The organism is Morganella psychrotolerans (genome assembly GCF_001676155.1).
GTDB lineage: Bacteria > Pseudomonadota > Gammaproteobacteria > Enterobacterales > Enterobacteriaceae > Morganella > Morganella psychrotolerans.
Genome location: NZ_LZEW01000001.1, coordinates 1,141,506 through 1,165,318 on the forward strand (window position 1 = coordinate 1,141,506; position 23,813 = coordinate 1,165,318).

The following is a 23,813-nucleotide window of genomic DNA, read 5'->3' on the forward strand; positions in this document are numbered from 1 at the left end:
ATTTTATTCCGCCCCGTTATTTTTTACCGTGACGTCCGGCATCCGGTAAAAAATAACGGCAGAAAGCAGGCAGAGAGTATATCCGAGCAATTCACACCCTTCTTCTGCCAGATTTTTTGCCAGCCGGTTAAAATCATCACCCATAATGCCGCGCCATAGTATCCCCATACCAAACAACCGGGAAAAAACCAGGACAATAAGCAAACCGGTAACCATCATGCCGTAGCTGCGGTGAGAAACAAACCGGTATAACCCGCCGGTTGCTGCGCGGGGATGCAGCAAGGCATACAATACTGCCGCAACAGCCACCGGTACCGCAAACCAGAACCATGCGCCGTGAGCGATGTAATCAAACAGCTGATCCAACTCTCTGATTAGCATACAGGTAAAGAATCCTGCCACCAGGAAAAAACCGGCGCGGTACTCCGGCTCACGGATACCTTTGCGGGCAAACAAGACAACAACCACCAGTAACATTATCTCAGCAACTATCTCCGTCACTGAGTCTTCCCCTAAATCGTTCTTCAGAACAAGGATATCGATAAAAAGTAAACTGGTACTGGCTGCCATGATCAGTGCCAATAAAAAAAAAGCGCCCCATCGCGCTAAAAAGGAAACTAAATTGTTGTGACATAACTATCCTGAATTTTATTTTTAATCGGCAGATTCTATCGATTTCAGAATTTATTTTGGTAACATTTGGTGCTATCGGCTGGGAATTCAGTGATTGGTTTTGCCTATTGCTCTGATAATGAGAATCAGTCATGAAAGGCACGATTTGCCTACACATTTCTTGGAAAATTCATAAAATAGGATTAAATAAGATATATCGATAACCAAAATTTATTTTGTAAGCCCGCTTTGGGAGGCAAACATGTCAGAGAGCGTAGTGAACGACATCATCAAATGGCTGGAAACCCAGTTACAGCGTAATGAAGGGATTAAAATCGATACTATTGCGGATAAAAGTGGTTATTCAAAATGGCATCTTCAGCGTATTTTTAAAGATATTAAGGGATGTACGTTAGGCGAGTACGTCCGCAAACGCCGCTTGCTGGAAGCCGCGAAGTCCCTGCGTGACAACAACATGTCAATTCTGGACATCGCGTTACAGTATGGTTTCAGCTCACAGGCAACATTTACCCGGATCTTTAAAAAGCATTTCAATACTACCCCGGCAAAATTCCGCGATAATGGTCAGCTCCCGGAAACAAAACGTTTTATGGATTGCCGCGCATTCTGAAAGACCGAAAATATCCCCGTCCGCCACTGAGCGACAAACGGGGATATTTTTATTGCAGTTCTGTTTTCAGCCAATTATTTAACTGCTGTAATTCATCAGCTCTGTCCGGATAACGGGTTTCAAGCCCTGCCAGAATATGACTTACAGCATCTGAGCTGTACCGCACCCCGGTCAGTAATGCCGCGAACGCCTCTAATGGTGCGGGGTCAAGACTGTCCGTAAAAATCTGTGCACGCGTAATAATGCCGCGCTCCACATCAAAGTGCAGCTCAATTCCGCCCCACTTAAAGCGGGTATCCAGTAAGTGACTGAACGCCGGGGCATTACCGAAATTCCATTCCCAGCTGCTTTGTTTTGCAAATGTTTCCGCGAAACCGGGTAAGTCCGGCAGAGACTGCGGAGAAATTAGCTCGGCCTCCGCTTTTTCACCGTAATAATCAAAAAATGCCGCTTTAATTGCATCGCATACCTGGTCATGGTCAATACCGGGTAATATTTCAGCCAGATTGGTCACACGCGAACGAACTGATGTAATACCTTTTGCCTGTAATTTTTTCGGATCCGGATTCAGATAGTCAGCCAGTCTGCTCAGATCGGCATTAATTAATACCGTGCCATGATGAAAACCGCGATCTTTTGTCTCGCGATACGCTGAACCGGAAATTTTTCGTTCCCCGTCAGCGGTTTCAACCACTAAATCATTACGTCCGGACGCAGAGACTGAAATACCCAGCCCGGATAATCCGTCCAGAATAATATTGGTGGAAACCGTTTTATCATATTCCGGTTTTCCCGCCATAAAGGTAAAATTTGTATTACCGAGATCATGAAATACCGCACCACCGCCACTGCTGCGCCGGGCTAATTTAATATTATCGGCATCCATTTTACGGGTATTGCACTCTTTCCACGGGTTTTGCGCCCGCCCGATAACCACGGTGTCATTATTGCGCCACAGAAAAAGAACGCGCTGATCCGCAGGCATTTGCCGGAAAATACACTCTTCAACAGCAAGGTTAAACCACGGATCATAAGAATCAGAAATAAAAAGACGAAGCGACGTCATGTTGTCTCCCGGAAAAATAAGCTGCCATTACGATAGCATATTTACCCCGGTGATTTTGGCATTACGTGGAGTATGAAGTGAGATAAATTACAGCCTGCGCGCCTGCCAGAATACTTTTTGCCAGTAAACATTATCAAGACTCGAACGCATTACACCTTTACTGGTGGATGCATGAATAAATGCACGATCTGAATCGTAAATACCCACATGCAATCCATTTTCACCACTACCGGTCTTAAAGAAAACCAGGTCGCCGGGCTGAAGATCATCAACATCAATCCGGGTACCGTATGATGTTTGTGCTTTTGTTGTCCGGGGTAATGAAATAGCGAAGCGATCAAAGAAAGTCCGGTAAACAAAACCCGAGCAATCGACACCATTTAAATCCATTCCGCCATAATGATAAGGTGTACCATGCCATTGTGATAATTGCTCACGCAATTGGGCAATAACCATTATCGGGTCAGATAATTCAGTTTTAACCGGCGGTGCGTGATATTTACGCGGGGATGATGAGCAGCCGACGACCACTAATACACAGATAAAAAGCAGACAACGGCACAGCATTTTCATATTTTCATTCCCGTATGTAAACTGACTTTCAACCCGCATTACTGTATTGATATCTGCGGGTGAAAGTCAATCTTTCATCTATTTTATACCCAACGTCATTCAGGATGCCACCAACTAACCTGCAGTAATTAAGGCATTTTACGATAGTAAAGCAACATCAGGTTATCGTCCGTAATCATTTTATCCGCAGGCACAACATCGTTCTCATCAAGCCCGTGGCGATCGCGTAATATCAGCGATACATCACCTGTTTTCCGTGCCGTTGCCAACCAGGATTGAAAATCTTTATGGGAAATAAATTTTGTTTTTGCATCCGGATAGCGGTCACTCAACCCGTATCTCAGTTCGCCGGTCCGGTCAAACTGATAAATATCACTGCGTTGTAATTCCCAGGCCACCGCCGTTCCGATACCGACGCTGTTAACCAGGATATAACGGGACGATTTCAGGATATCTATATTATTCTGAATAAATATTTGCGGCAGATTCGCCCGCTCTGTCCGGTTTGGTAATATTGAACCCGCACACAAACTGATGGCAATGGTACAAAATGCCGCCAGCATCCAGTAGCGGCATCCTTTTATCAGTGTCAGAGCAGAAACGGCTACCCAGAAAATAAAAACACCAATCGCGATAATAAATTTTCCGCGTTCGTCCGCAGAATAGACCAGGGTATTTTCCAGGTTATTGATCACCAGTAAACTGATAATGGCGCAGCAGCCGAAAATAATATTCACCCACGCATTAATTTTAAATACGGCTACCGACTGTTTTTCTATCAGTGTATGAATATAGGCCGCCATCAGTAATGTCAGGGGAGCTATCACCGGCAAAATATAGGTCAGTAGCTTTCCTTTCGCGATACTGAAAAATAAAAACGGCAATGCTGTCCAGCAAAGCAGGAAAAACAGGGGCTTATTTTCATGGCGTTGTTGCCAGCCCTGCTTTAATGCCCCGAATAAAAATCCGCTCCAGGGTAAAACGCCGGCAAATAAAATGGGTACAAAAAACCAGAATGGAGACAAATTTTGCGCATTTTCACTCATAAAACGCTGGATATGCTCAACAACGACAAAGTAACGCCAAAAATCCGGCTCTGCCCGGTACACTGCCAGCGCCCACGGTAATGTAATCAGCAACGCCGCTGTAATTCCCATCCAGCCGTAACGAAGCATAATGGTAAAGCGCCGGTAAAAAATATGGATAGGGATCAGTGCAATTACCGGCAGAACAAGTGCCAGAAACCCTTTGGTCATCAGCGCCATACCACATGCCAGCCCGAATGTTATCCAGTAGCCTGACAGCGCCCTGCGTGATTGTGCAACAATCAGACAGTAACTCAGATATATCACCAGCGTAACCCACATCGTCAGGATAGGGTCCAGCGTACTGTATGTTCCCAGCGAAAATACCAGCAGCATACTGACATAAAGCAGTGCACCGGTGCGGGCGATAGCCTTATCGTCCCACATTTTTACCGCCAGCCGGTAAACCAGCAGTGTGCTGACCATAGTTGAAAACAGAACACCGAAACGCACAGCAAACTGAGTATGACCAAACAGCATCTGACTGAGGTTATTAACCCAATAACCGGCAACCGGTTTTTCAAAATAACGGACATCCAGCAAATGCGGTACAACCCAATTACCGCTGCTCAGCATTTCCCGGCTGATTTCCGCATAACGGGTTTCATCCGGCTGCCATAAAAACCGGAATTCCAAAGGCAAAAAATAGGTAATAATAACAAATAATAAAAACAACCCTGTCCACATTACGGCCGAAGGATAACCGACTGACGACGCTGGTTTACGGTAATTCACATCCACAACAACCTCCGGCAGACAAACTGATTAATGGCGTTACACAGGCATAACGTTCCGGTAACGCACAAATAAGACCGGCACCGGGAATAATAATTCACAGTGCAGCAAAGTATTTTTGTTATAACGAAAAAAAGACCGGAGGAAAATTAATTCTGACTTAACGGTAACGATATCTTAATAAAACGGCGGGGCTGTCTGCTAACATAAAAGTATGAGGGAGTTAAAATAACATTTTGTTTATACTCAACGTCATTCAAGATGCAGGCAGGCGGCAAGTGAAGATAGATGGGGAGCATACATTAGCATGCGACCCGGCAGGCTGAGCGAAGCCAACGAACCTGCAGTTTGAATGAATAAGAGTATAATTACAGAAGCTTATCTTCTGTTATTCTATCTTTACTATGGATAAGCCAGACACCGGAAAGGATAAAAATAATCCCGGTGCTTTTTATCAGGGAAATACCTTCATTGAACCAGGGAAGAAATGCCGCCAGAAGATAGACAAAAACATAACTCAGGCTGATGAGCGGATACGCTTTATTCAGGGGCAGATCCCGCAGGGCAAACAGCCAGCATGCCATCGACAGCACATACCCCGTCAACCCGGCAAATACGATGGCAAACGGCTGCCATTGGGATAACAGCCAGCGGAATTCCAGCCACTGCGCGCTCAGCGCAATATCAGGCAGTTGCATCACACCCAGTTTGAGCAGCAGTTGCGCTGCTGTGACAAACAGCACACTGCCGATAACCCAGAGATAGCCCCGCATCAATGCCCCGCTCCCATCAGAATAACACCGGTGACAATCGCTGCCACACCGCACCAGTGCTTACGGGTAACGCGCTCACCATACAAAAATTGTGCAACCAGTGTGACCACCACAAAGTTAATACTCAGCATCGGATAGGCAATATTCAGCGGCATTACCTGCAATAATTTCAGCCACAGCAACATACCCAGCCCGAGCAGGAAAACAGCAAATATCAGCCAGTACAGACCTTTACGCTTTGCATTTTCCTGCGCAGACTGCCAGATATCTACCGCCTGCTTCTGGCAAATCTGCCCGCCGCAGGTAAGGAAACTGACAATGATTAACAAGATGATTTGCCCGGTCACTGTCACACCTTATTTTTGTTTATCATAGATATAGAGTGTCAGACGACTGTTCTCCACCCGCTTGTCAGCAGGCGGCAGTTTGGCATCATAGGTATTATTTTTATCCGTCACCAGCAGTGCGACCTGCCCTTTTTTGCGTGTTTGCGCAAGCCATTGCGCAAAGGTATCACTGTTCAGCAAACGATGCTGACTATCCGGGTATTGCAGACCATAGGTCAGTTCACCTGAGTTATTCAGCAGATAAATATCACCACGCTTCAGTTCCCAGGCAAGACCGGCACCAATCCCGACACTGTTACTCACAATAAACGGGCTTTGTTCCAGTTCTGTCATATGCTGGCGGATAAAGGACTGCGGCAGTTTTGATTCTACGGAATGATTCGGAATTGCACTGCCGAACGTCAGGCTGATAACCAGAGAGCAGGAAGCCGCCCACAGCCAGTGCTTTGCTTTGAGCAGATAACAGAGATAGCCGATAATGCCCCAGATGGTGAACGCGACAATGCCGAGAACCACCTTTGACCATTCTTCCGGCTGATAAATCGGTTTTTTGACCAGATAACTGGCAATTATCAGCCCGATAACAGCGACCGCACCAACAGTAATGTTCAGTAATCCGTTAGCCTGTAAGGCTTTCATCCGGTGTTTGCGTACGCAATCCACGCCGTATTTAGCGATCATGACTGCCAGCGGTGCCATCAGCGGCAGCATGTACGTCGGCAATTTGCCTTTTGCAATACTGAACAACAGAAAAGGCGCGACAAACCAGCAGAACAGGAAAAACATCGGCGGATTATTACGCCGCTCTTTCCAGCCCTTGGATAATGCACCGGGCAGCAGAGCCAGCCACGGCAGACAACCAGCGAGGATCACCGGCAGATAGTACCAGACAGGCGATGCGTGCTGGGCATCTTCTCCGGAGAAGCGCTGAAAATGCTCAACAACAATAAAATAGCGCCAGTAATCCGGCTCCTGCTGATGAATCGCTAATGCCCACGGCAGGCTTATCAGCACCGCAGCAATAACGGCCAGCGGTCCGAATTTCAGTAATTCAAGAAAGCGCCGCTGATACAGCATCACCGGCAGCATGGCAACCACAGGTATCGCCAGTGCGAGAAAACCTTTGGTCATGAAACCCATGCCACAGGCCACACCCACCAGAAGCCAGGAGGTTATCTGCATCCTCAGATTTTCGGCTTTCAGCGCACGGAAACTGAACGCCATCGAGGCGATTACCCACATGGCAAACATAGGGTCCAGCACACTGTAGGTGCCGACACTGAAGACAAGGAACATGGAGATAAACACAAGCGAGGCGACAAATGCAGTATGGCGGTTGCGCCACATCCGCAGGGTCATCAGATACACCAGCAGGGTGCTGATAAGAATGCTGAATACGGAACCGGCACGGACAGCAAAATTGGTATGACCAAAAATCATCTGGCTGATATTGTTCACCCAGTAACCCGCCACCGGTTTTTCAAAATAACGCAGATCGAGTAAATTAGGGACGACCCAGTCACCCTGAGCCAGCATTTCACGGCTGATTTCCGCATAGCGGGTTTCATCCGGATGCCAGAGCAAACGATCATTGATCGGCAGAAGGTAGGTCAACACGAAAAAAAAGAGCCAGTAAAAAGGCTCCGATTTTACTCGCCCGGTTATTCAGCATGTCATGCTATCCCTCTTGTTGGCAGCCCAGCCAGCCTTCGCGGCCGGGAAAATTGCCCCGTACCACTTTACCTGTCGGTAATGTTGATAAATCAGACGGCAGTAGTTCACTCAGCGGACAAAACCGGATATTTTCCGCTGTTATCCGTGTCAGCAGCGCTTCAAACTGCGCGGCTTTGGACATACCTTCCACTTCTGTGTGGATGGTATAAACCGGAACGCCCTGATCCTGTCTGATAGCATTAAGAATAAAGTCATTAAAATCAGCATCTGCAACCTGTGTGCCGACGACTTCATCATAGGTGGGCAGTGTAACAGGAATTTGCACTGTTCCGGTAGTCCCGTCTGCGAGAAGCGGACGAAACGGATGTGTCCCGCGGCAATCACTGTTATACGCAAATCCGAACGCTTGTTTGGCCTCAATAACCCGCTCATCTGCACGCCAGCCCGCCACTGCCGAGCACAGTACCGGTTGCCCGGTCGCCTGCGACAGCGCATCGGTTCCGAGGCGGATTTGCTCTGTTATCTGCTCCGGTGACCAACGACCGATTTTAGCCTGCCAGCCCTGATGATCCCAGGCGTGCAGCCCGACTTCATGTCCGGCGTCCAGCGTTTGTTTCATCAGGTCGCCGAGATCACGGGCGATTTTTTTACCCGGCCACGCAGTGCCTGCCAGTAAAATATCAAGACCGTAAAGTGAAGCGGCATTGGAACGCAGCATTTTCCACAGAAATTTGGGACGCAAAAGGCGCCACAAGTGGCGCCCCATATTATCCGGCCCGACGCTGAAGAAAAAACTGGCTTTAATATCGTGCTGTGCAAATACTTTCAGTAACTGCGGCACACCTTCTTGTGTGCCGCGGTAAGTATCAACATCAACCCGCAGGCCGGTGTTCTTCATTACTCATCGTTCTCCAGTTCTTCAAATGCACCGCGCAGGAAGAAATCAAGTGTCTCTTCCACTGTCTGGCGGGTATCGATAGTCGGTGTCCAGTTCAGTAAACGCTCAGCGTTTTTAATGCTTGGTTTACGGTGCTCAACATCCTGATAGCCTTTACCGTAGTAAGTGCTGCTCTCGATTTTTTTGAAGCCGGCAAACGGCGGGAAATTGCCGCGCAACGGATGTTTTTCAAAGCAATCCAGCAGCATTTCTGCTAATTCACGGATACTTGCTTCATTAACCGGGTTACCGATATTGATAATCTGGCCATCACACTTGCCGTCACGGTTTTCGATAATGCGGAACAGTGCTTCGATACCGTCATGGATATCGGTAAAGCAACGTTTCTGCTCACCACCGTCAACCAGTTTGATCGGCGAACCTTCGACCAGGTTCAGGATAAGCTGGGTGATAGCACGCGAGCTGCCGATACGCGCAGAGTTCAGGCTGTCAAGACGCGGGCCCATCCAGTTAAACGGACGGAACAGGGTGAATTTCAGCCCTTCTTTTGCGCCGTATGCCCAGATAACACGGTCAAGCAACTGTTTGGAAACAGAATAAATCCAGCGCTGTTTGTTGATAGGGCCGACGATCAGACGGGAGTTATCTTCATCAAACTCTTTGTCGTCACACATGCCGTACACTTCAGACGTGGACGGGAAAATAATCCGTTTGTTGTATTTCGCACAGTAACGGACAACTTTCAGGTTTTCTTCGAAATCCAGTTCGAATACACGCAGCGGGTTGCGGGTATATTCGATTGGTGTGGCAATCGCCACCAGCGGCAGGATCACGTCACATTTTTTGATGTGATACTCAATCCACTCAGTGTGGATGCTGACATCACCTTCAATAAAGTGGAAACGCGGATCGCCGATAAAACGGTCAATAGCGGAGGCGCTGATATCCATACCATAGATATCATAGTTACCGTCTTCCAGCAGACGCTCTGTCAGGTGGTTACCGATAAACCCGTTAACCCCCAGGATCAGGACACGTTTACGGCGGGAAACCTGTGCAGTGGCTTTCGGACCGACGCGGACATCAGTCACGATACCCATTTCAAGCGCCAGACGGGAGCCCTGAACATACAGACCTGACTCACCCTGTCCGCTGACAATTTCCAGCGCACCTTCGCCACAGGCGATAGTCAGTGGTTCGGTCGCAATAACCGTACCGGGACGCTTGCCTTTGTTGTCAGCCAGTACACGGCTGCGCCAGATAATCATCTTACGCTCACCCAGGAAGGTGAATGCACCCGGGTACGGCTCAGTAACAGCACGGACCAGGTTATGGATTTGTGCAGCCGGCTTTTCCCATTCAATCAGACCATCGTCCGCACAACGGCGTCCGAAATAGCTTGCCTGAGATTCATCCTGAGCGGTTGCTTTATAAGAACCGGCTTCAATCAGCGGTAATGTTTTATTCAGCAGAATTTCAGCGGCTTCGCGGACTTTACCGTGAATAATCAGAGACGTATCGTTTTCACCGATAGTGACTTTTTCCTGCGCCACGATATCACCGGCATCGGCTTTTGTGACCATTTTGTGCAGTGTCACGCCTGTTTCGGTTTCGCCGTTCAGTACCGCCCAGTTGATAGGCGCGCGACCGCGATATTTCGGTAACAGTGAACCATGCAGGTTAAATGCGCCTTTCGGTGCCAGGTTCAGAATATCTTCACTCAGCATATCACGGTAATAGAAAGAGAAAATCACATCCGGTTTCAGTTCACGGATACGCTCAACCCACAGCGGATGATTAACATTTTCAGGGGCATAAACCGGCAATTCCATGTCTGCGCTGACGCGGGCAACCGATGAAAAGAAATGGTTTTCACCCGGATCGTCGGTATGAGTGAAGACGGCCTGAATATCATAGCCTGCTTTTTTCAGGGCTTTCAATCCGGCACAACCAATATCATGGTAGGCAAATACGATTGCTTTCATTAGTTTTTTTCCTGAGTTTCAGTTTCACGGGTCTCTTTCGCCGCAGCGCCGACCACTTTTTGAATAAAATACCGGGGACGTGCGCGGACATCGTTATAGATCCGCCCGATGTATTCACCGAGCATTCCCATCGCGACAAACTGCGCGCCGATAAACATAAATAAGATAGCAAACAGGGTAAAGACCCCTTCTGCCGCCCACAATGAGCCGAAAGCCACCCGCAGGATAATCAGTAACAGCGCCAGCAGAAAACCGGAGGCGGCAATAATACTGCCCGCAATACTTAATAAGCGCAGCGGTGCGGTGGTCAGACAGGTCAGCAGGTCGTACATCAGATTGATCAGTTTCAGAAAACTGTATTTTGAATCACCAAATTCGCGCTCGGCGTGGGTGACATCAATTTCAATCGTTTTGCGGGCAAAGGTGTTTGCAAGAATAGGGATAAAGGTGCTGCGCTCATGGCACTGCAACATGGCATCAATAATATGGCGGCGGTAAGCACGCAGCATACAGCCGTAGTCGCCCATAGAGCTGCCGGTCGCAGAAATAATCATTTTATTGATCATTTTGGATGCTGTTTTGCGAAACCAGGAGTCCTGACGGTTAGCCCGGCGTGTACCGACCACGTCATAACCCTCTTCCGCCTTTTCGACCAGGCGCGGGATCTCTTCCGGCGGGTTCTGTAAATCCGCATCCATGGTGATCACCAGATCGCCATCTGCCTGATTAAACCCCGCCATAATCGCGGAATGCTGCCCGTAGTTCCGGTTCAGTAACACGGCAACCACATGATTTTCAGGGATTTCAGCCGCCTGCGTCAGCATTTCGGCTGAACGGTCACGGCTGCCGTCATCCACCAGCACAATTTCATACGACTGTGTCAGTGACTGACACGCCCTGATGGTGCGCTCCAGTAACTGAGGCAGGCTTTCTTCCTCGTTATAAACCGGAATGACCACTGACACTTTTTTAATTTCGTTAAAAGACACTTATTTCTGCTCCGCAAGAATTTCTCTGATTGCGTCTGTCACACGGGTAACATCACTGTCCTGCATATCCGGGAAGAACGGCAGCGAACATAATGTCGCTGTATTCCACTCCGAATGGGGCAACGATAATGACGGATACCGTTCCCGGTAATATTTCTGGGTATGAGCGGCACGAAAATGAAGCCCGGTCCCGATATTGACCGCCTTTAACTGCTCCATAAAGGTATCACGGTCGATGCCGCATACCGTTTTATCCACACGGATCATCAAAAGATGATTCGCATGCAGATGCGGGTAATCCGGTACAGCCAGCAATGCAACCGGCAGCCCTTTCAGGGCTTCATGGTACAGTTTCGCTAACTGTGCACGGCGCGCGTTCAGTTCATCCATCCGGCTCAGCTGCACCACCGCGATGGCTGCATGAATATCGGACAGATTATATTTGAACCCCGGCTCAACAACTTCCGCCTGCGGTTTACGCCCCTGCATCTGACGGTCAAAAGCATCCACACCTAAGCCGTGGAATTTAAGACAACGGATACGCTGTGCAAGTTCATCGTTATCTGTTGCAATTAATCCGCCTTCTGCGCAAGTGACGTTTTTGATGGCATGAAAGGAGAAAATGGCCGTGCCTTTCTCACCAATCCACTCGTCTTTATAACGGGTGCCGACAGCATGTGCCGCATCTTCCAGCAGGAAGATGTTGTGTTCTGAGGCGATAGCGCGCAGCGCGTCCAGGTCACACGGAGCACCGGCGTAATGGACAGGAATAATCACTTTGGTTTTCGGGGTGATTGCCGCCCGGACAGCATCCGGCGAAATCATCAGTGTGTCACGGTCGACATCAATCATGACCGGCACCGCACCCAGCAGCTCAATCATATTGAGAGTGGACACCCAGGTCTGTGAAGGCGTAATCACTTCATCACCCGGACCCACACCCAGCGCCATCAGTGCAACATGCATACCCGCTGTTGCCGACGCCAGTGCAATGGCGTGTTTACATCCAAAGCGCTGACAGAAATCGGTTTCCAACTGATGATTTTGCGGGCCGGTGGTTATCCAGCCGGAGCGCAGCACCTTTTCAACAGCAGCTATTTCTGACTCCCCGATAGCAGGCCGGGAAAACGGAAGAAATTCAAGCATAAGTGCGCCCTAATAAGAAACAGAATTGGTGATTATATCCTGAATTGATTCAATTGACGTTCAACATCAACTCTGTGTTTAAACAATCCTTAATCTTTATGGCAAATTAAGAATAGCAAATAAGGCAGACAGCATAACAAAAAAATTGCGCTAATGTTGATGCCAATCCGTTATTTGCCAATGGGTTTCTTGTGTAGGTCTGATACTTTTTATGTCAGATTGAAAAAGGTCGCTCAAAATATCTTCAGTCATCACCTTTTTCGTTTCACCTGCCGCCAGTAGCTGACCCGCTTTCAGTAATACCACCGCATCCGCATTGATATAACTGTGGTTTAAATCATGACCGCTGGTAATAATAGTGCCCTGTAGCTGACAAAACCGGGCTATCCATTTATCCAGTATCGCCTGCTGGGTAATATCCAGGTGATTGCGGGGTTCATCCAATAACAGATATTTACCGTTCAGATTATCACCGCTCCATAATTGCAGAAATGACGCGGCAATTTTAACCCGCTGCCATTCACCACCGGATAACCGGGTTAATACGCGGGACAATAACGGTGCTAACTGAAAATCATCACAAAGCGGATAAATAATAGCGGTATTTTCCTGCTGCGGTGGCATATAAAGCTGTAAATACTGAAACACCGTCATTACCGGGATGCTGTCTGTAAGCTGAGTCAGATACCCGCGAAAATTGGCCTGCTGCCGTTTGGGGATTGTCTGTAAATTTTTACCGTAATAACACACCTCTCCCTGATAACGCGCGATACCGGCAAGTGCTGCCAGTAAGGTGCTTTTCCCGGAGCCGTTCGGTCCCAGCAGATGCACCTGCTGTCCGGCAAAAAATTCCAGATGATCACACGAAAGGCGCTGCCCCATCCGCAGCTGACTGACTGATAACAAAGGTGCATCCATCAGCGCCGCCCTCCGTGATGCCGCGTAAGCAGATAAATAAAGGCCGGTGCACCGATAGTGGCGGTCACCACTCCGATAGGAATTTCCGCGTTAGCTAAAATAAGACGTGAGCACAAATCAGCCAGCAGCATACTGAGCGCACCAAACAGCCCGCAAGCCGGAAGCAGTGTTCTGTGATCAGTAATACCCGTCAGACGCAGCATGTGCGGAATAATAAGCCCGATAAAGCTTATCGCGCCGGCTATCGCCACACTCAGCCCGATTAATAACCCGACGGCGATAATAAACACATTACGCCAGCGATGGGCGGACACGCCGAGTTGCAGGGCGCTGACCTCGCCGAGTGCCAGATAATTGAGAACCGGCGCCTGCCACAGCAACCAGAGCGCCACAACCGCAAGCGCTGCCAGTAACGGACTGAGCCGCCAGTCAGCCCCGGAAAAACTGCCCATCATCCAGTACATCAGTTGGCGCAAATCCAGGCTGGTGCTGAAATACACCATCCAGGTCATAAATGCCCCGCAGATAACGCCGAGCGCTACCCCCACCAGCAGCAACTGGCTGTTAGTCAGACGGCGGAAATGGGCGAAATACAATAAAATCAGTGTCAATAATGTTGCACCGATGACCGCGCCGGTACCCAGTACCCACAACGGCGGCATTCCTTTGAAAAACAATACGATGAAAACAACAAAGACCCCGGCACCATTACTGACGCCCAGCAGACCCGGTTCCGCCAGCGGGTTTTCAAAAATCGCCTGCATAACGGCCCCCGCCATCGCCAGGCTTGCACCCACAGCAATCACCGCCAGCACCCGGGGAAAACGCAGTTCCCAGACAAATAACTGTGCGGTTTCCGTCAGCCACTCGTCCGGCAGGATCCACATTTCACCTGCGCATAATGAAACGGCAGTCATGATGAGTAATGCAGCAGAGAGGAAAATAATACGGTGCATATCCCGCTTTTGCCCGGATTGCACTAACTGTGTGATGGGGTTGTGAGTACTCATGAGGTCCCTGTCATTATGTAAGACGGGAAATAGTATACCTGTACTGATGTAACGTTACTGTCTGACAAACCACAGAAAAGAAAACGACCTCATAAGAGGTCGTTTCAGGTCTTACTCTTTCGGTGTCGATTTCTCGACCTTGGCCTTCAATTTCTGCCCCGGACGGAAAGTGACAACTCTGCGTGCCGTGATAGGAATATCTTCACCCGTCTTAGGGTTGCGGCCCGGACGCTGATTTTTGTCCCGCAGATCAAAGTTTCCGAAACCGGATAATTTTACCTGCTCGCCATTCTCAAGAGAACGACGTACTTCTTCAAAAAACAGTTCTACCAGATCCTTCGCATCGCGTTTGCTGAGATCCAGCGTTTCCGACAAATTTTCTGACATTTCAGCTTTAGTAAGCGCCATAGGTTTAGTCCCTCAAGGATGCTTTAAATCGCTGTTGCAACGCGGCAACACATTTGTTTACGGTTGCTGCAATTTCATCTTCTTCAAGTGTACGTTCAGTATCCTGTAACGTCAGGCTTATCGCCAGGCTCTTGTAGCCTTCGGCAACGCCCTTACCGTAGTACACGTCAAATAAGTTTATGCCAACTAACTGATTTACGCCAACTTTTTTACATTCATTCAGAATGTCTTCTGCGGCGACACTTTCCGGCACAACGATGGCGATATCCCGGCGGTTTGCAGGGAAGCGTGAAATTGCTTCAGCCTCTGGAATAATACGGTCTGACAGTGCGTCCCAGCGGATTTCAAAGACAACCGTACGGCCGTTGAGATCCAGTTTTTTCTCCAGTTCAGGATGAACCACACCAATGTAGCCGATATGCTCACCTTCCAGATAAATCTCAGCACCTTGTCCCGGATGGAGGGCCGGATTCGTCGTTGCTTTAAACGATACACGATCTAATTTGCCAGTCAATTCTAAAATGGTTTCCAGATCACCTTTTAAATCATAAAAATCAACGACCTGTTTTTCCAATGACCAGTGTTCATCATTCCGGTTACCCGCAACAACCCCGCCCAGCATGGTTTCCTGACGGATCCCGAGGTCTGCCTGCGTATCAGGAACGAAGCGCAACCCTGATTCAAAAAGGCGTACACGATTTTGCTGACGGTTCTGGTTGTAAACAACGGTGCTCAGCAGACCCGGTAATAATGACAGGCGCATCGCTGACATATCCACAGAAATCGGATTAGGCAGAATAATGGCGTCCTGGCCGGGATGCAGCAGTGCCTGGATTTTAGGATCCACGAAACTATACGTAATCGCTTCCTGAAAACCCCGGTCAACTAACAGTGTTCTTACCCGTTTCAGCGGAAGATGCGCTTCATGACGTGATGTCATGATGAGATCTGCACGTAACGGAACATCCGGAATATTGTTATAGCCGTAAATACGGGCAATTTCTTCAACCAGATCTTCTTCGATTTCCATATCGAAACGCCAACCCGGAGCAACCACCTTCCACTGATCCTGTCCGGCATCCACATCACACCCTAAGCGCGTCAGAATGTCTGTGACCTGTGCATCATCCACATGATGACCAATCAGCTGATCCAGTTTATGACGGGTCAGTATGATAGTCGCCACTTCCGGTAAATCAGCTTTTGATACCACTTCAATGATTTCACCCGGCTCACCACCGCAAATCTCAAGGATCAAGCGGGTGGTACGCTCTGCCGCCATATGCTGCAATTGCGGGTCAACGCCGCGTTCAAAGCGGTGTGAGGCATCCGTATGCAAACCATACTGACGGGCACGGCCGGTTATCGCCAGCGGATTAAAAAATGCCGTTTCCAGCAGAATATTTTTTGTCTGTGCAGACACACCTGAGTGCTCACCGCCAAAAATACCCGCCATGCCTAATGCACCACGGTTGTCCGCAATGACCAGGATATTATCTGTCAGTGTAATTTCGTTGCCGTCCAGCAGGGTCAGTTTCTCGCCCTGCTCTGCCATACGGACGATCATTTCGCCATCCAGCGTATCCAGGTCGTACGCATGTTGCGGCTGACCGAGCTCCAGCAGAACATAGTTGGTGATATCCACGACAGGATCAATAGAGCGTACGCCGCCACGGCGCAATTTTTCCGCCATCCACAGCGGCGTTTTTGCTGTGACATCCACATTTTTGATAACACGACCCAGAAAACGCGGGCACGCCTTTGGCGCATCAACACGGATCGGGAAGGAATCTTTATGGACAGCCGCAACCGGTGTCATATCCGGTGCCTGATAATCCATTTTATTAATAACCGCGACATCGCGCGCCACACCACGAATGCTCAGGCAATCCGCACGGTTTGGCGTAATGCTGATGTCAATCGCCGTATCATCAAGTTTCATGTACGCGCGCAGATCTGTTCCCACAGGAGCATCTGCCGGTAACTCAATAATACCGTCGTGGTCAGTACTGATCCCCAGCTCAGAAAATGAGCAGAGCATGCCTTCTGACGGCTCACCGCGTAATTTGGCGGCTTTAATTTTAAAGTCACCCGGTAACACCGCGCCGACGGTTGCTACCGCCACACGCAGTCCTTTACGGCAATTTGGCGCACCACAAACGATATCCAGCAGGCGGTCGCCCCCGGTATTCACTTTTGTGACACGCAGTTTGTCTGCATTCGGATGCTGACCACATTCAACCACTTCACCGACGACAACGCCGTGAAACTGACCGGCAACGGTTTCAACACCGTCAACTTCCAGGCCTGCCATGGTAATCTGATCGGATAATGCATCACTGCTGATCGCCGGATTTACCCATTCGCGTAACCAGAGTTCACTGAATTTCATGAGAAAGTCCCGCCTTATTTGAATTGCTTGAGGAAACGAAGGTCATTTTCGAAGAACGCACGTAAATCACTCACGCCGTAGCGCAGCATGGTTAAGCGCTCCATTCCCATACCAAAGGCGAAACCGGAGTAAATATCAGGATCAATACCGACATTGCGTAAAACGTTAGGATGCACCATCCCGCAGCCCAGAACTTCCAGCCATTTGCCGTTTTTACCCATAACATCCACTTCCGCCGATGGCTCGGTGAACGGGAAGTAAGACGGACGGAAACGAACCTGCATTTCTTCTTCAAAGAAATGATTCAGAAAATCATGCAGTGTACCTTTCAGATTGGTGAAGCTGATATTGGTATCAATAATCAGGCCTTCGGTCTGATGGAACATCGGGGTATGTGTCTGGTCGTAGTCATTACGGTAAACGCGGCCCGGCGCAATAATGCGGATTGGCGGCTGTTTATCTTTCATGGTACGGATTTGCACGCCGGAGGTCTGGGTGCGTAACAGACGTTTGGCATCAAACCAGAAGGTATCGTGATCAGCACGCGCCGGATGGTGCGCCGGAATATTCAGTGCATCAAAGTTATGATAGTCATCTTCAATTTCAGGACCGGACTCCACAGAAAAGCCCAGTTCGCCGAAAAAGGCTTCAATACGTTCGATGGTACGGGTTACCGGATGTAATCCGCCGTTTTCCATACGACGTCCCGGTAAAGAGACATCAATCCGTTCAGCAGAAAGACGTGCATTCAGTGCTGCTGATTCCAGAGAATCTTTACGGGTGTTCAAGGCTGTCTGGACTTCCAGTTTAGCCTCGTTAATCACAGCACCCGCAGCAGGACGATCTTCCGGCGGCAGATCCCGCAGCGATTGCATCTGTAGTGTTAAATGCCCTTTCTTACCCAGGTATTCAACACGCACCGATTCCAGCGCTGCAACATCTTTTGCCTCTTCGACGGCTGCTTTTGCCTGAGCAACCAGTTCAGCGAGATGTGGCATGTTTTCCTATTCCTCTGACCCTGTGGTCTTAAATTGTGACGATAGTCGCTGCCGGTATTTTTTATAACATTTCACATTGGCAGGACCATAAAACAAAAAAGCCTCCAAACTGGAGGCTTACGGCGTTACTTTTCGTTTCTTTTCTACGCGTAAAACCCCCGAAATTCAGGCGCTAAAGTAAAAAAAAGAAACGGAAAGAAACGAGTGTGTTCATTTTTTCAACCATTTTGGGTTAATGAGTTATATCCTGTAATACTACGCGAAAATTCAGCAGAGATACAACGACAAATTATTCATTTTGAAGATTTTTTTGCCAGACAGCAAAAGAGGGAGCAAGCTCCCTCTTTTGTCTGAACAATTACGCCAGAGCGCCTTTTGCTTTTTCGACCAGTGCAGCGAATGCCACTTTATCGAATACAGCGATATCGGCTAAAATCTTACGATCGATTTCGATGGATGCCTTTTTCAGACCGTTAATGAAACGGCTGTAAGACAGACCATTCTGACGAGCTGCTGCGTTGATACGTGCGATCCACAGCTGACGGAACTGACGCTTACGCTGACGACGGTCACGGTAAGCATACTGTCCGGCTTTGATTACAGCCTGGAATGCAACACGATAAACGCGCGAACGGGCACCGTAGTAACCTTTCGCTTGTTTCAGAATTTTTTTTGTGCCGTGCGCGGGCAACAACACCACGTTTTACGCGAGCCATACTAATCTCCTAAGTCTTAAACTATTCTAAAAACTTGCTTATGCGTATGGCAGGCAAGCAATAACTAAACCCAGATCCCCTTTGGAGACCATACCCTTTGCACGCAAATGGCGTTTACGCTTAGTTGATTTTTTAGTCAGAATATGACGGAGGTTAGCATGCTTACGCTTAAAACCACCTTTGGCGGTTTTTTTGAAGCGCTTCGCTGCACCACGTACAGTTTTAATCTTTGGCATTTTAATATCCACTTCGCATTGTTAAAAAACGAATTAGCCTGGCGAATAAGTACCGGGGTTGCCCCCGGCGCTTATTACTTGTTATTGCCCGACTATTTCTTCTTAGGCGCAAGCACCATGATCATCTGACGACCTTCGATTCGTGATGGAAACGATTCGACGGACGCGATTTCACTCAGATCGTCTTTAACACGGTTAAGTACTTCAAGACCGATCTGCTGGTGCGCCATTTCACGACCACGGAACCGCAGTGTGATTTTGGCTTTGTCACCATCTTCAAGAAAACGAATCAGGTTGCGTAGTTTGACCTGATAGTCGCCTTCATCTGTACCAGGACGGAATTTAATTTCCTTGACCTGAATAACTTTTTGTTTCTTTTTCTGTTCTTTTGTCGATTTGCTCTTTTCGTAGAGGAATTTGCCGTAATCCATAATCCGACAAACCGGCGGCTCGGCATTAGGACTGATTTCAACTAAATCAACCCCTGCTTCCTCGGCTTTCTCAAGAGCTTCTTTAAGGCTGACAATACCAAGTTGTTCGCCTTCCAAGCCAGTCAAACGTAATTCAGTGACACGAATCTCCGAGTTGATACGGTTCGGACGTGCCGTTTGGATTCTTTTTCCGCCTTTAATACTTTATTCCTCCAGTTGATCAAGACTGCGACTGCGAATTTCTTCAAGCAGTTTTTCTTTAAATTCTTTTACATCGAAGCTGCCAAGGTCGTTACCGCGGCGCGTACGAACAGACACTTTGCCTGATTCAACTTCTTTATCACCGCAGACCAGCATGTAAGGAACACGACGTAATGTGTGTTCACGAATTTTAAAGCCAATCTTCTCATTTCTCAAGTCTGCTTTTGCACGGATACCGGCATCTTGCAACTCTTTGACTAATTTTTGAACATAATCCGCTTGTGAATCAGTGATATTCATCACTACAACCTGATTCGGCGCTAACCATGTCGGGAAGAAACCCGCTGTTTCTTCAGTCAGGATACCAATGAAACGTTCCATTGAACCTAAAATTGCGCGGTGAATCATTACCGGGGTAAGGCGTTCATTGTTTTCAGCAACATACGTTGCACCTAAACGAGCCGGTAGTGAAAAATCGAGCTGCACTGTACCACATTGCCATGCACGATCCAAACAATCATACAAAGTAAATTCAATTTTCGGACCGTAAAACGCACCTTCGCCCGGCAGGTATTCAAATTCAATACCATTTTTCTCCAGCGCGCTGGCAAGATCTGCCTCAGCTTTATCCCACTGAACATCTGTACCGATACGTTTTTCAGGACGGGTGGACAGTTTCACCACAATCTTTTTGAAACCGAAAGTGGAGTATATGTCATACACCATACGGATACAGGAGCGGACTTCATCCATTACCTGCTCTTCGGTACAGAAGATATGTGCATCATCCTGCGTAAAGCCGCGGACGCGCATCAGACCATGTAACGCACCGGATGATTCATTACGGTGGCAGCTACCGAACTCAGCCATACGCAGCGGCAGATCACGGTATGAACGCAGACCCTGATTAAAGATCTGGATATGACCCGGGCAGTTCATCGGCTTAATGCAATATTCACGATTTTCAGAAGAAGTAGTGAACATGTGCTCTTTATAGTTTTCCCAGTGTCCTGTTTTTTCCCACAGAACGCGATCCATCATAAACGGACCTTTCACTTCCTGGTAATCATATTCTTTGAGTTTCACACGGACAAACACTTCCAGCTCACGGAAAATCGTCCAGCCATCGTTATGCCAGAACGCCATACCCGGCGCTTCTTCCTGCATATGATACAGGTCAAGCTGTTTACCGATTTTGCGGTGGTCGCGTTTTGCTGCTTCTTCCAGACGTTGCAAATAGGCCGCTAACTGTTTTTTATCGCCCCATGCTGTCCCGTAAATACGTTGCAGCATTTTATTGTCACTGTTGCCGCGCCAGTAAGCACCCGCCACTTTCTGTAATTTGAAGTGATGGCAAAAGCGCATGTTCGGTACGTGCGGACCACGGCACATATCGATATATTCTTCATGATGATATAATGCAGGTTGCTGATCCTGAGGAATATTTTCATCCAGGATTTCAACTTTGTAATCTTCGCCGCGGGAAACAAATATATCGCGGGCTTCACGCCAGCTGACGCGCTTTTTGACCACGTCATACTCTTTTTTGGCGAGCTCCGCCATCCGTTGTTCGAGTTTCTCTAAATCTTCCTGAGTCAGGGAGTGTTCGAGATCAACGTCATAATAGAAACCGTTGTCGATTACCGGACCAATTGCCATCCGGGTATCCGGCCACAATTGTTTGATGGCGTGACCTAACAGGTGCGCGCAGGAATGTCGGATAATGTCCAGACCGTCATCGTCTTTGGCGGTAATAATGGCTAAGCTGGCATCGTGTTCAATCAGGTCACAGGCATCAACCAGTGTGCCGTTAACACGACCCGCGATACAGGCTTTCGCCAGACCGGCACCGATATCGTTAGCAACATCAAGGACAGAAACAGAGTGATTAAATTGGCGCTGACTGCCGTCAGGAAGAGTAATTACAGGCATTTTAAATCCTTATCTACAGTGGTGACCCATACGTAAGATCACATATAGAAATCTCATTTATTTGATTTAACTTTCAGTACGTTACCGGAAATTTCTTGCGTACATTGCAAGCTGGGTCACATCGGTAAATATCCATTTACCGGGCGCCCTTGCCGGAACTCAATATTGATACTATCACAGCAATTACGGATTAATAGATTTATCTGGCTATGTCACTGAAAAGGTGGATGGCGTCACAAACTGAGCTGTATTTATGAACATTTCATGGCGAAACAACCGGCTAACGACAAAACCCGCCGGAGCGGGTTTCATTTATACCGGATATACAGGAAATCGGTTATTTTGTGGCAGGAAGAACCAGGTCATCATCCGGCAACTCACTGAAATTTTTCAGTTCATTTTTAAAATTGACGACTTTATCCTGCCCGGCACACTCTGTATCCTTCAGCCAGTCACAAGATTTATCCAACTTTTTATCGTCAATACCCAGCCACTGACTCAGTAACGGCAGCATAGATAATCCGCTGCGGAAATGGTTGATACGGGTTTGTGACTGAGCATCATACGCGGTGATAAAAAACGGTACCTGAAAGTTAGGTTTTACACTGTCACCATGTGTCACATTGGTGTTTTCTGTTCCTTTATCCACAAACATCAGCCCGTGGTCAGAAAAGTACGCCATCGTCCAGCGGCGGTTGTCTTTGCCCGCCATCTGTGCAATATCTGAGAGTAATTTATCTGTATTTTCAATGCTTTTCACATAACACGAAATATTGCGTGAACCGATAAATTTATCAAAATTCTCCGTCAGTCGACCACACGGCTGCGGGTGTGACCCATTCAGATGCACAACTATCAGCTGTTTTCCGGTGCTTTCTGCCAGTGCATCACGGACAAACGGCAGCAGCATCTCATCAGGGCCGCCTTTATCAGAACGGTTCGGTGCAACAAAATGCGCAAATCCCGCTTTTTTACCCATGATCCCCACAGGGGAGTCATAAATACCTTTCAGATGCTGATTCGAAATCCAGTAAGTATGAAAGCCGGCTTTATTTGCCAGCGCCACTAAATTATCATTCAGGTTAATCACTTTCCCTTCACGGACCGCCAGCGCATTTGTCAGTGACAGCGTTGTAGAGCCGGAAGCCGAAATATAATTATCAAAAAACACACCGTTCCGGCTGCTCATCCAAGGGGTATTAGGGTGATGAGTAAAACCAAATGCCTGCATAAAATCTTTACGGACACTTTCACCAATCACCAGAATATAGGTGTCATAGCCGGTATCACGCACAACCGGATCCCAGTGGTCACTGGTTTCAATCACTTTGGCGTAGCGCAGATTATCTTTACGGATTTGAGCATAGCTATTATAGCTGTCACGGAAAAACCGGATTTCCGGCAGACCTGATTTAAAAACAGAGGTAATACCTTCTGATTTTCCCTGAATATAATCTTTTGATGAAGACCAGAATGCACTGATAAAAAAGACAATGAACAGTGCCAGTCGCCAACTGCGTTTTTTCGGGGTACTCAGTAAGCACGCCACAACCGCAGAAACCGTCATCACCGCCAGATATAAATAGGTTTTTACCGGAAGCCCGGCAATATATTCAAGGGATTCATTATTATCCGTATACATCAGTGAACCGATAGCATTCACATCCGGATAGCCGTAGTTAAGACCCACTGCCCCGTAGATAAGCCCGACCAGCCAATAAATCACAATCAGCGCTATGTATAATGTTTTACTTAACGATAAACAAAAGACAAATAATGCAGCCGCACTCAAAACATAAATAAATTTATATTCATAGCCGAAGCACAGATGAAGAAGAGACAAAAAGAGAAATAACCCGGCCGTTGCAATCAGACTTTTTAGCGTGCTTTTTATTGTCATTTGAAATAATTCATATTCGTAACTAAAAATGAGGTCAGCATTATAGCGGGACTGATAACAGGATACGACAGCTTTTGCAGCCGGTAATGAATCCCCCCTGCATCTCATTGTGGTGTAACAGAATTATTATGTTAAGAATTGATACAATTTATCATTA

At 47.9% G+C, this 23,813-nt stretch carries 20 protein-coding genes, 2 pseudogenes and 1 other annotated feature; of the genes and pseudogenes, 1 reads left to right on the forward strand and 21 read right to left on the reverse strand.

Annotation, left to right across the window (positions count from 1 at the left end; all coding sequences use genetic code 11):
* Positions 1-3: 3 nt before the first annotated feature.
* On the reverse strand, positions 4-570 hold the full coding sequence (locus AYY16_RS05585) for a hypothetical protein (RefSeq protein WP_082970657.1): 567 nt from the start codon (positions 568-570) through the stop codon (positions 4-6).
* A gap of 304 nt (positions 571-874) precedes the next feature.
* Here AYY16_RS05585 and AYY16_RS05590 point away from each other — a divergent pair, with 304 nt between their 5' ends.
* Positions 875-1,243 (forward strand): helix-turn-helix domain-containing protein, encoded by a 369-nt coding sequence (locus AYY16_RS05590; RefSeq protein WP_067363118.1) that lies wholly within the window; start codon positions 875-877, stop codon positions 1,241-1,243.
* A 49-nt stretch (positions 1,244-1,292) separates the two neighbouring features.
* Here AYY16_RS05590 and AYY16_RS05595 read toward each other — a convergent pair whose 3' ends face one another.
* The 20 genes and pseudogenes from AYY16_RS05595 to AYY16_RS05690 form a co-directional block, all read right to left on the reverse strand.
* Positions 1,293-2,309: a lipoate--protein ligase A gene (locus AYY16_RS05595; RefSeq protein ID WP_067363121.1), complete on the reverse strand. Its 1,017-nt coding sequence runs from the start codon at positions 2,307-2,309 to the stop codon at positions 1,293-1,295.
* 87 nt (positions 2,310-2,396) lie between these two features.
* Positions 2,397-2,882, reverse strand: coding sequence for a C40 family peptidase (locus AYY16_RS05600; RefSeq protein WP_067364765.1), 486 nt, complete (start codon positions 2,880-2,882; stop codon positions 2,397-2,399).
* A 128-nt stretch (positions 2,883-3,010) separates the two neighbouring features.
* Positions 3,011-4,708, reverse strand: coding sequence for a lipid IV(A) 4-amino-4-deoxy-L-arabinosyltransferase (gene arnT / locus AYY16_RS05605; RefSeq protein WP_082970597.1), 1,698 nt, complete (start codon positions 4,706-4,708; stop codon positions 3,011-3,013).
* A 362-nt stretch (positions 4,709-5,070) separates the two neighbouring features.
* Positions 5,071-5,478, reverse strand: coding sequence for a 4-amino-4-deoxy-L-arabinose-phosphoundecaprenol flippase subunit ArnF (gene arnF / locus AYY16_RS05610; protein ID WP_190973069.1), 408 nt, complete (start codon positions 5,476-5,478; stop codon positions 5,071-5,073).
* A complete protein-coding gene (gene arnE, locus AYY16_RS05615) occupies positions 5,475-5,822 on the reverse strand; it encodes a 4-amino-4-deoxy-L-arabinose-phosphoundecaprenol flippase subunit ArnE (protein ID WP_067363126.1) in 348 nt (115 codons plus the stop codon). The genes arnF and arnE overlap by 4 nt, the downstream gene beginning before the upstream one ends.
* Positions 5,823-5,831: 9 nt before the next feature.
* Positions 5,832-7,494: pseudogene (gene arnT, locus AYY16_RS05620) on the reverse strand (lipid IV(A) 4-amino-4-deoxy-L-arabinosyltransferase).
* 6 nt (positions 7,495-7,500) lie between these two features.
* On the reverse strand, positions 7,501-8,394 hold the full coding sequence (gene arnD, locus AYY16_RS05625; RefSeq protein ID WP_067363129.1) for a 4-deoxy-4-formamido-L-arabinose-phosphoundecaprenol deformylase: 894 nt from the start codon (positions 8,392-8,394) through the stop codon (positions 7,501-7,503).
* Entirely contained in the window at positions 8,394-10,379 is a 1,986-nt protein-coding gene (arnA, locus tag AYY16_RS05630; RefSeq protein ID WP_067363131.1) for a bifunctional UDP-4-amino-4-deoxy-L-arabinose formyltransferase/UDP-glucuronic acid oxidase ArnA, read from the reverse strand. Before arnA ends, arnD begins: the two co-directional genes overlap by 1 nt.
* Positions 10,379-11,368 carry an undecaprenyl-phosphate 4-deoxy-4-formamido-L-arabinose transferase gene (gene arnC, locus AYY16_RS20600; RefSeq protein ID WP_067363134.1) on the reverse strand — a complete coding sequence of 330 codons (990 nt, stop codon included), beginning with the start codon at positions 11,366-11,368 and terminating at the stop codon, positions 10,379-10,381. Before arnC ends, arnA begins: the two co-directional genes overlap by 1 nt.
* Positions 11,369-12,514, reverse strand: coding sequence for a UDP-4-amino-4-deoxy-L-arabinose aminotransferase (gene arnB, locus AYY16_RS20605; protein ID WP_067363137.1), 1,146 nt, complete (start codon positions 12,512-12,514; stop codon positions 11,369-11,371).
* Positions 12,515-12,664: 150 nt separating this feature from the next.
* The gene (locus AYY16_RS05645; RefSeq protein WP_067363140.1) at positions 12,665-13,432 is read right to left on the reverse strand and encodes a vitamin B12 ABC transporter ATP-binding protein BtuD; all 768 of its coding nucleotides are present in this window, start codon (positions 13,430-13,432) and stop codon (positions 12,665-12,667) included.
* Positions 13,432-14,442 carry a vitamin B12 ABC transporter permease BtuC gene (gene btuC / locus AYY16_RS05650; RefSeq protein WP_067363143.1) on the reverse strand — a complete coding sequence of 337 codons (1,011 nt, stop codon included), beginning with the start codon at positions 14,440-14,442 and terminating at the stop codon, positions 13,432-13,434. Before btuC ends, AYY16_RS05645 begins: the two co-directional genes overlap by 1 nt.
* Positions 14,443-14,553: 111 nt before the next feature.
* Positions 14,554-14,850 (reverse strand): integration host factor subunit alpha, encoded by a 297-nt coding sequence (gene ihfA / locus AYY16_RS05655; protein ID WP_067363146.1) that lies wholly within the window; start codon positions 14,848-14,850, stop codon positions 14,554-14,556.
* 4 nt (positions 14,851-14,854) lie between these two features.
* Positions 14,855-17,242 carry a phenylalanine--tRNA ligase subunit beta gene (gene pheT, locus AYY16_RS05660; RefSeq protein ID WP_067363149.1) on the reverse strand — a complete coding sequence of 796 codons (2,388 nt, stop codon included), beginning with the start codon at positions 17,240-17,242 and terminating at the stop codon, positions 14,855-14,857.
* Positions 17,243-17,256: 14 nt separating this feature from the next.
* The gene (pheS, locus tag AYY16_RS05665) at positions 17,257-18,240 is read right to left on the reverse strand and encodes a phenylalanine--tRNA ligase subunit alpha (RefSeq protein ID WP_067363152.1); all 984 of its coding nucleotides are present in this window, start codon (positions 18,238-18,240) and stop codon (positions 17,257-17,259) included.
* A gap of 91 nt (positions 18,241-18,331) precedes the next feature.
* Positions 18,332-18,458, reverse strand: a sequence feature (Phe leader region).
* A 140-nt stretch (positions 18,459-18,598) separates the two neighbouring features.
* Positions 18,599-18,956: pseudogene (gene rplT / locus AYY16_RS05670) on the reverse strand (50S ribosomal protein L20).
* 38 nt (positions 18,957-18,994) lie between these two features.
* Entirely contained in the window at positions 18,995-19,192 is a 198-nt protein-coding gene (gene rpmI, locus AYY16_RS05675; RefSeq protein WP_067364771.1) for a 50S ribosomal protein L35, read from the reverse strand.
* 92 nt (positions 19,193-19,284) lie between these two features.
* The gene (gene infC / locus AYY16_RS05680; RefSeq protein WP_067363155.1) at positions 19,285-19,824 is read right to left on the reverse strand and encodes a translation initiation factor IF-3; all 540 of its coding nucleotides are present in this window, start codon (positions 19,822-19,824) and stop codon (positions 19,285-19,287) included.
* Positions 19,825-19,827: 3 nt separating this feature from the next.
* Positions 19,828-21,756, reverse strand: coding sequence for a threonine--tRNA ligase (gene thrS / locus AYY16_RS05685; RefSeq protein ID WP_067363158.1), 1,929 nt, complete (start codon positions 21,754-21,756; stop codon positions 19,828-19,830).
* Positions 21,757-22,093: 337 nt separating this feature from the next.
* Positions 22,094-23,656 carry a phosphoethanolamine transferase gene (locus AYY16_RS05690; protein ID WP_067364778.1) on the reverse strand — a complete coding sequence of 521 codons (1,563 nt, stop codon included), beginning with the start codon at positions 23,654-23,656 and terminating at the stop codon, positions 22,094-22,096.
* Positions 23,657-23,813: the final 157 nt, after the last annotated feature.

What these genes read in the sequence shown, in the direction of transcription:
- AYY16_RS05585 (WP_082970657.1), bottom strand. Translation starts at nt 570, where the DNA reads ATGGCAGCCAGTACCAGTTTACTTTTTATCGATATCCTTGTTCTGAAG.
- AYY16_RS05590 (WP_067363118.1), top strand. Translation starts at nt 875, where the DNA reads ATGTCAGAGAGCGTAGTGAACGACATCATCAAATGGCTGGAAACCCAG.
- AYY16_RS05595 (WP_067363121.1), bottom strand. Translation starts at nt 2,309, where the DNA reads ATGACGTCGCTTCGTCTTTTTATTTCTGATTCTTATGATCCGTGGTTT.
- AYY16_RS05600 (WP_067364765.1), bottom strand. Translation starts at nt 2,882, where the DNA reads ATGAAAATGCTGTGCCGTTGTCTGCTTTTTATCTGTGTATTAGTGGTC.
- arnD (WP_067363129.1), bottom strand. Translation starts at nt 8,394, where the DNA reads ATGAAGAACACCGGCCTGCGGGTTGATGTTGATACTTACCGCGGCACA.
- arnA (WP_067363131.1), bottom strand. Translation starts at nt 10,379, where the DNA reads ATGAAAGCAATCGTATTTGCCTACCATGATATTGGTTGTGCCGGATTG.
- arnB (WP_067363137.1), bottom strand. Translation starts at nt 12,514, where the DNA reads ATGCTTGAATTTCTTCCGTTTTCCCGGCCTGCTATCGGGGAGTCAGAA.
- AYY16_RS05645 (WP_067363140.1), bottom strand. Translation starts at nt 13,432, where the DNA reads ATGGATGCACCTTTGTTATCAGTCAGTCAGCTGCGGATGGGGCAGCGC.
- btuC (WP_067363143.1), bottom strand. Translation starts at nt 14,442, where the DNA reads ATGAGTACTCACAACCCCATCACACAGTTAGTGCAATCCGGGCAAAAG.
- ihfA (WP_067363146.1), bottom strand. Translation starts at nt 14,850, where the DNA reads ATGGCGCTTACTAAAGCTGAAATGTCAGAAAATTTGTCGGAAACGCTG.
- pheT (WP_067363149.1), bottom strand. Translation starts at nt 17,242, where the DNA reads ATGAAATTCAGTGAACTCTGGTTACGCGAATGGGTAAATCCGGCGATC.
- pheS (WP_067363152.1), bottom strand. Translation starts at nt 18,240, where the DNA reads ATGCCACATCTCGCTGAACTGGTTGCTCAGGCAAAAGCAGCCGTCGAA.
- rpmI (WP_067364771.1), bottom strand. Translation starts at nt 19,192, where the DNA reads ATGCCAAAGATTAAAACTGTACGTGGTGCAGCGAAGCGCTTCAAAAAA.
- thrS (WP_067363158.1), bottom strand. Translation starts at nt 21,756, where the DNA reads ATGCCTGTAATTACTCTTCCTGACGGCAGTCAGCGCCAATTTAATCAC.
- AYY16_RS05690 (WP_067364778.1), bottom strand. Translation starts at nt 23,656, where the DNA reads ATGACAATAAAAAGCACGCTAAAAAGTCTGATTGCAACGGCCGGGTTA.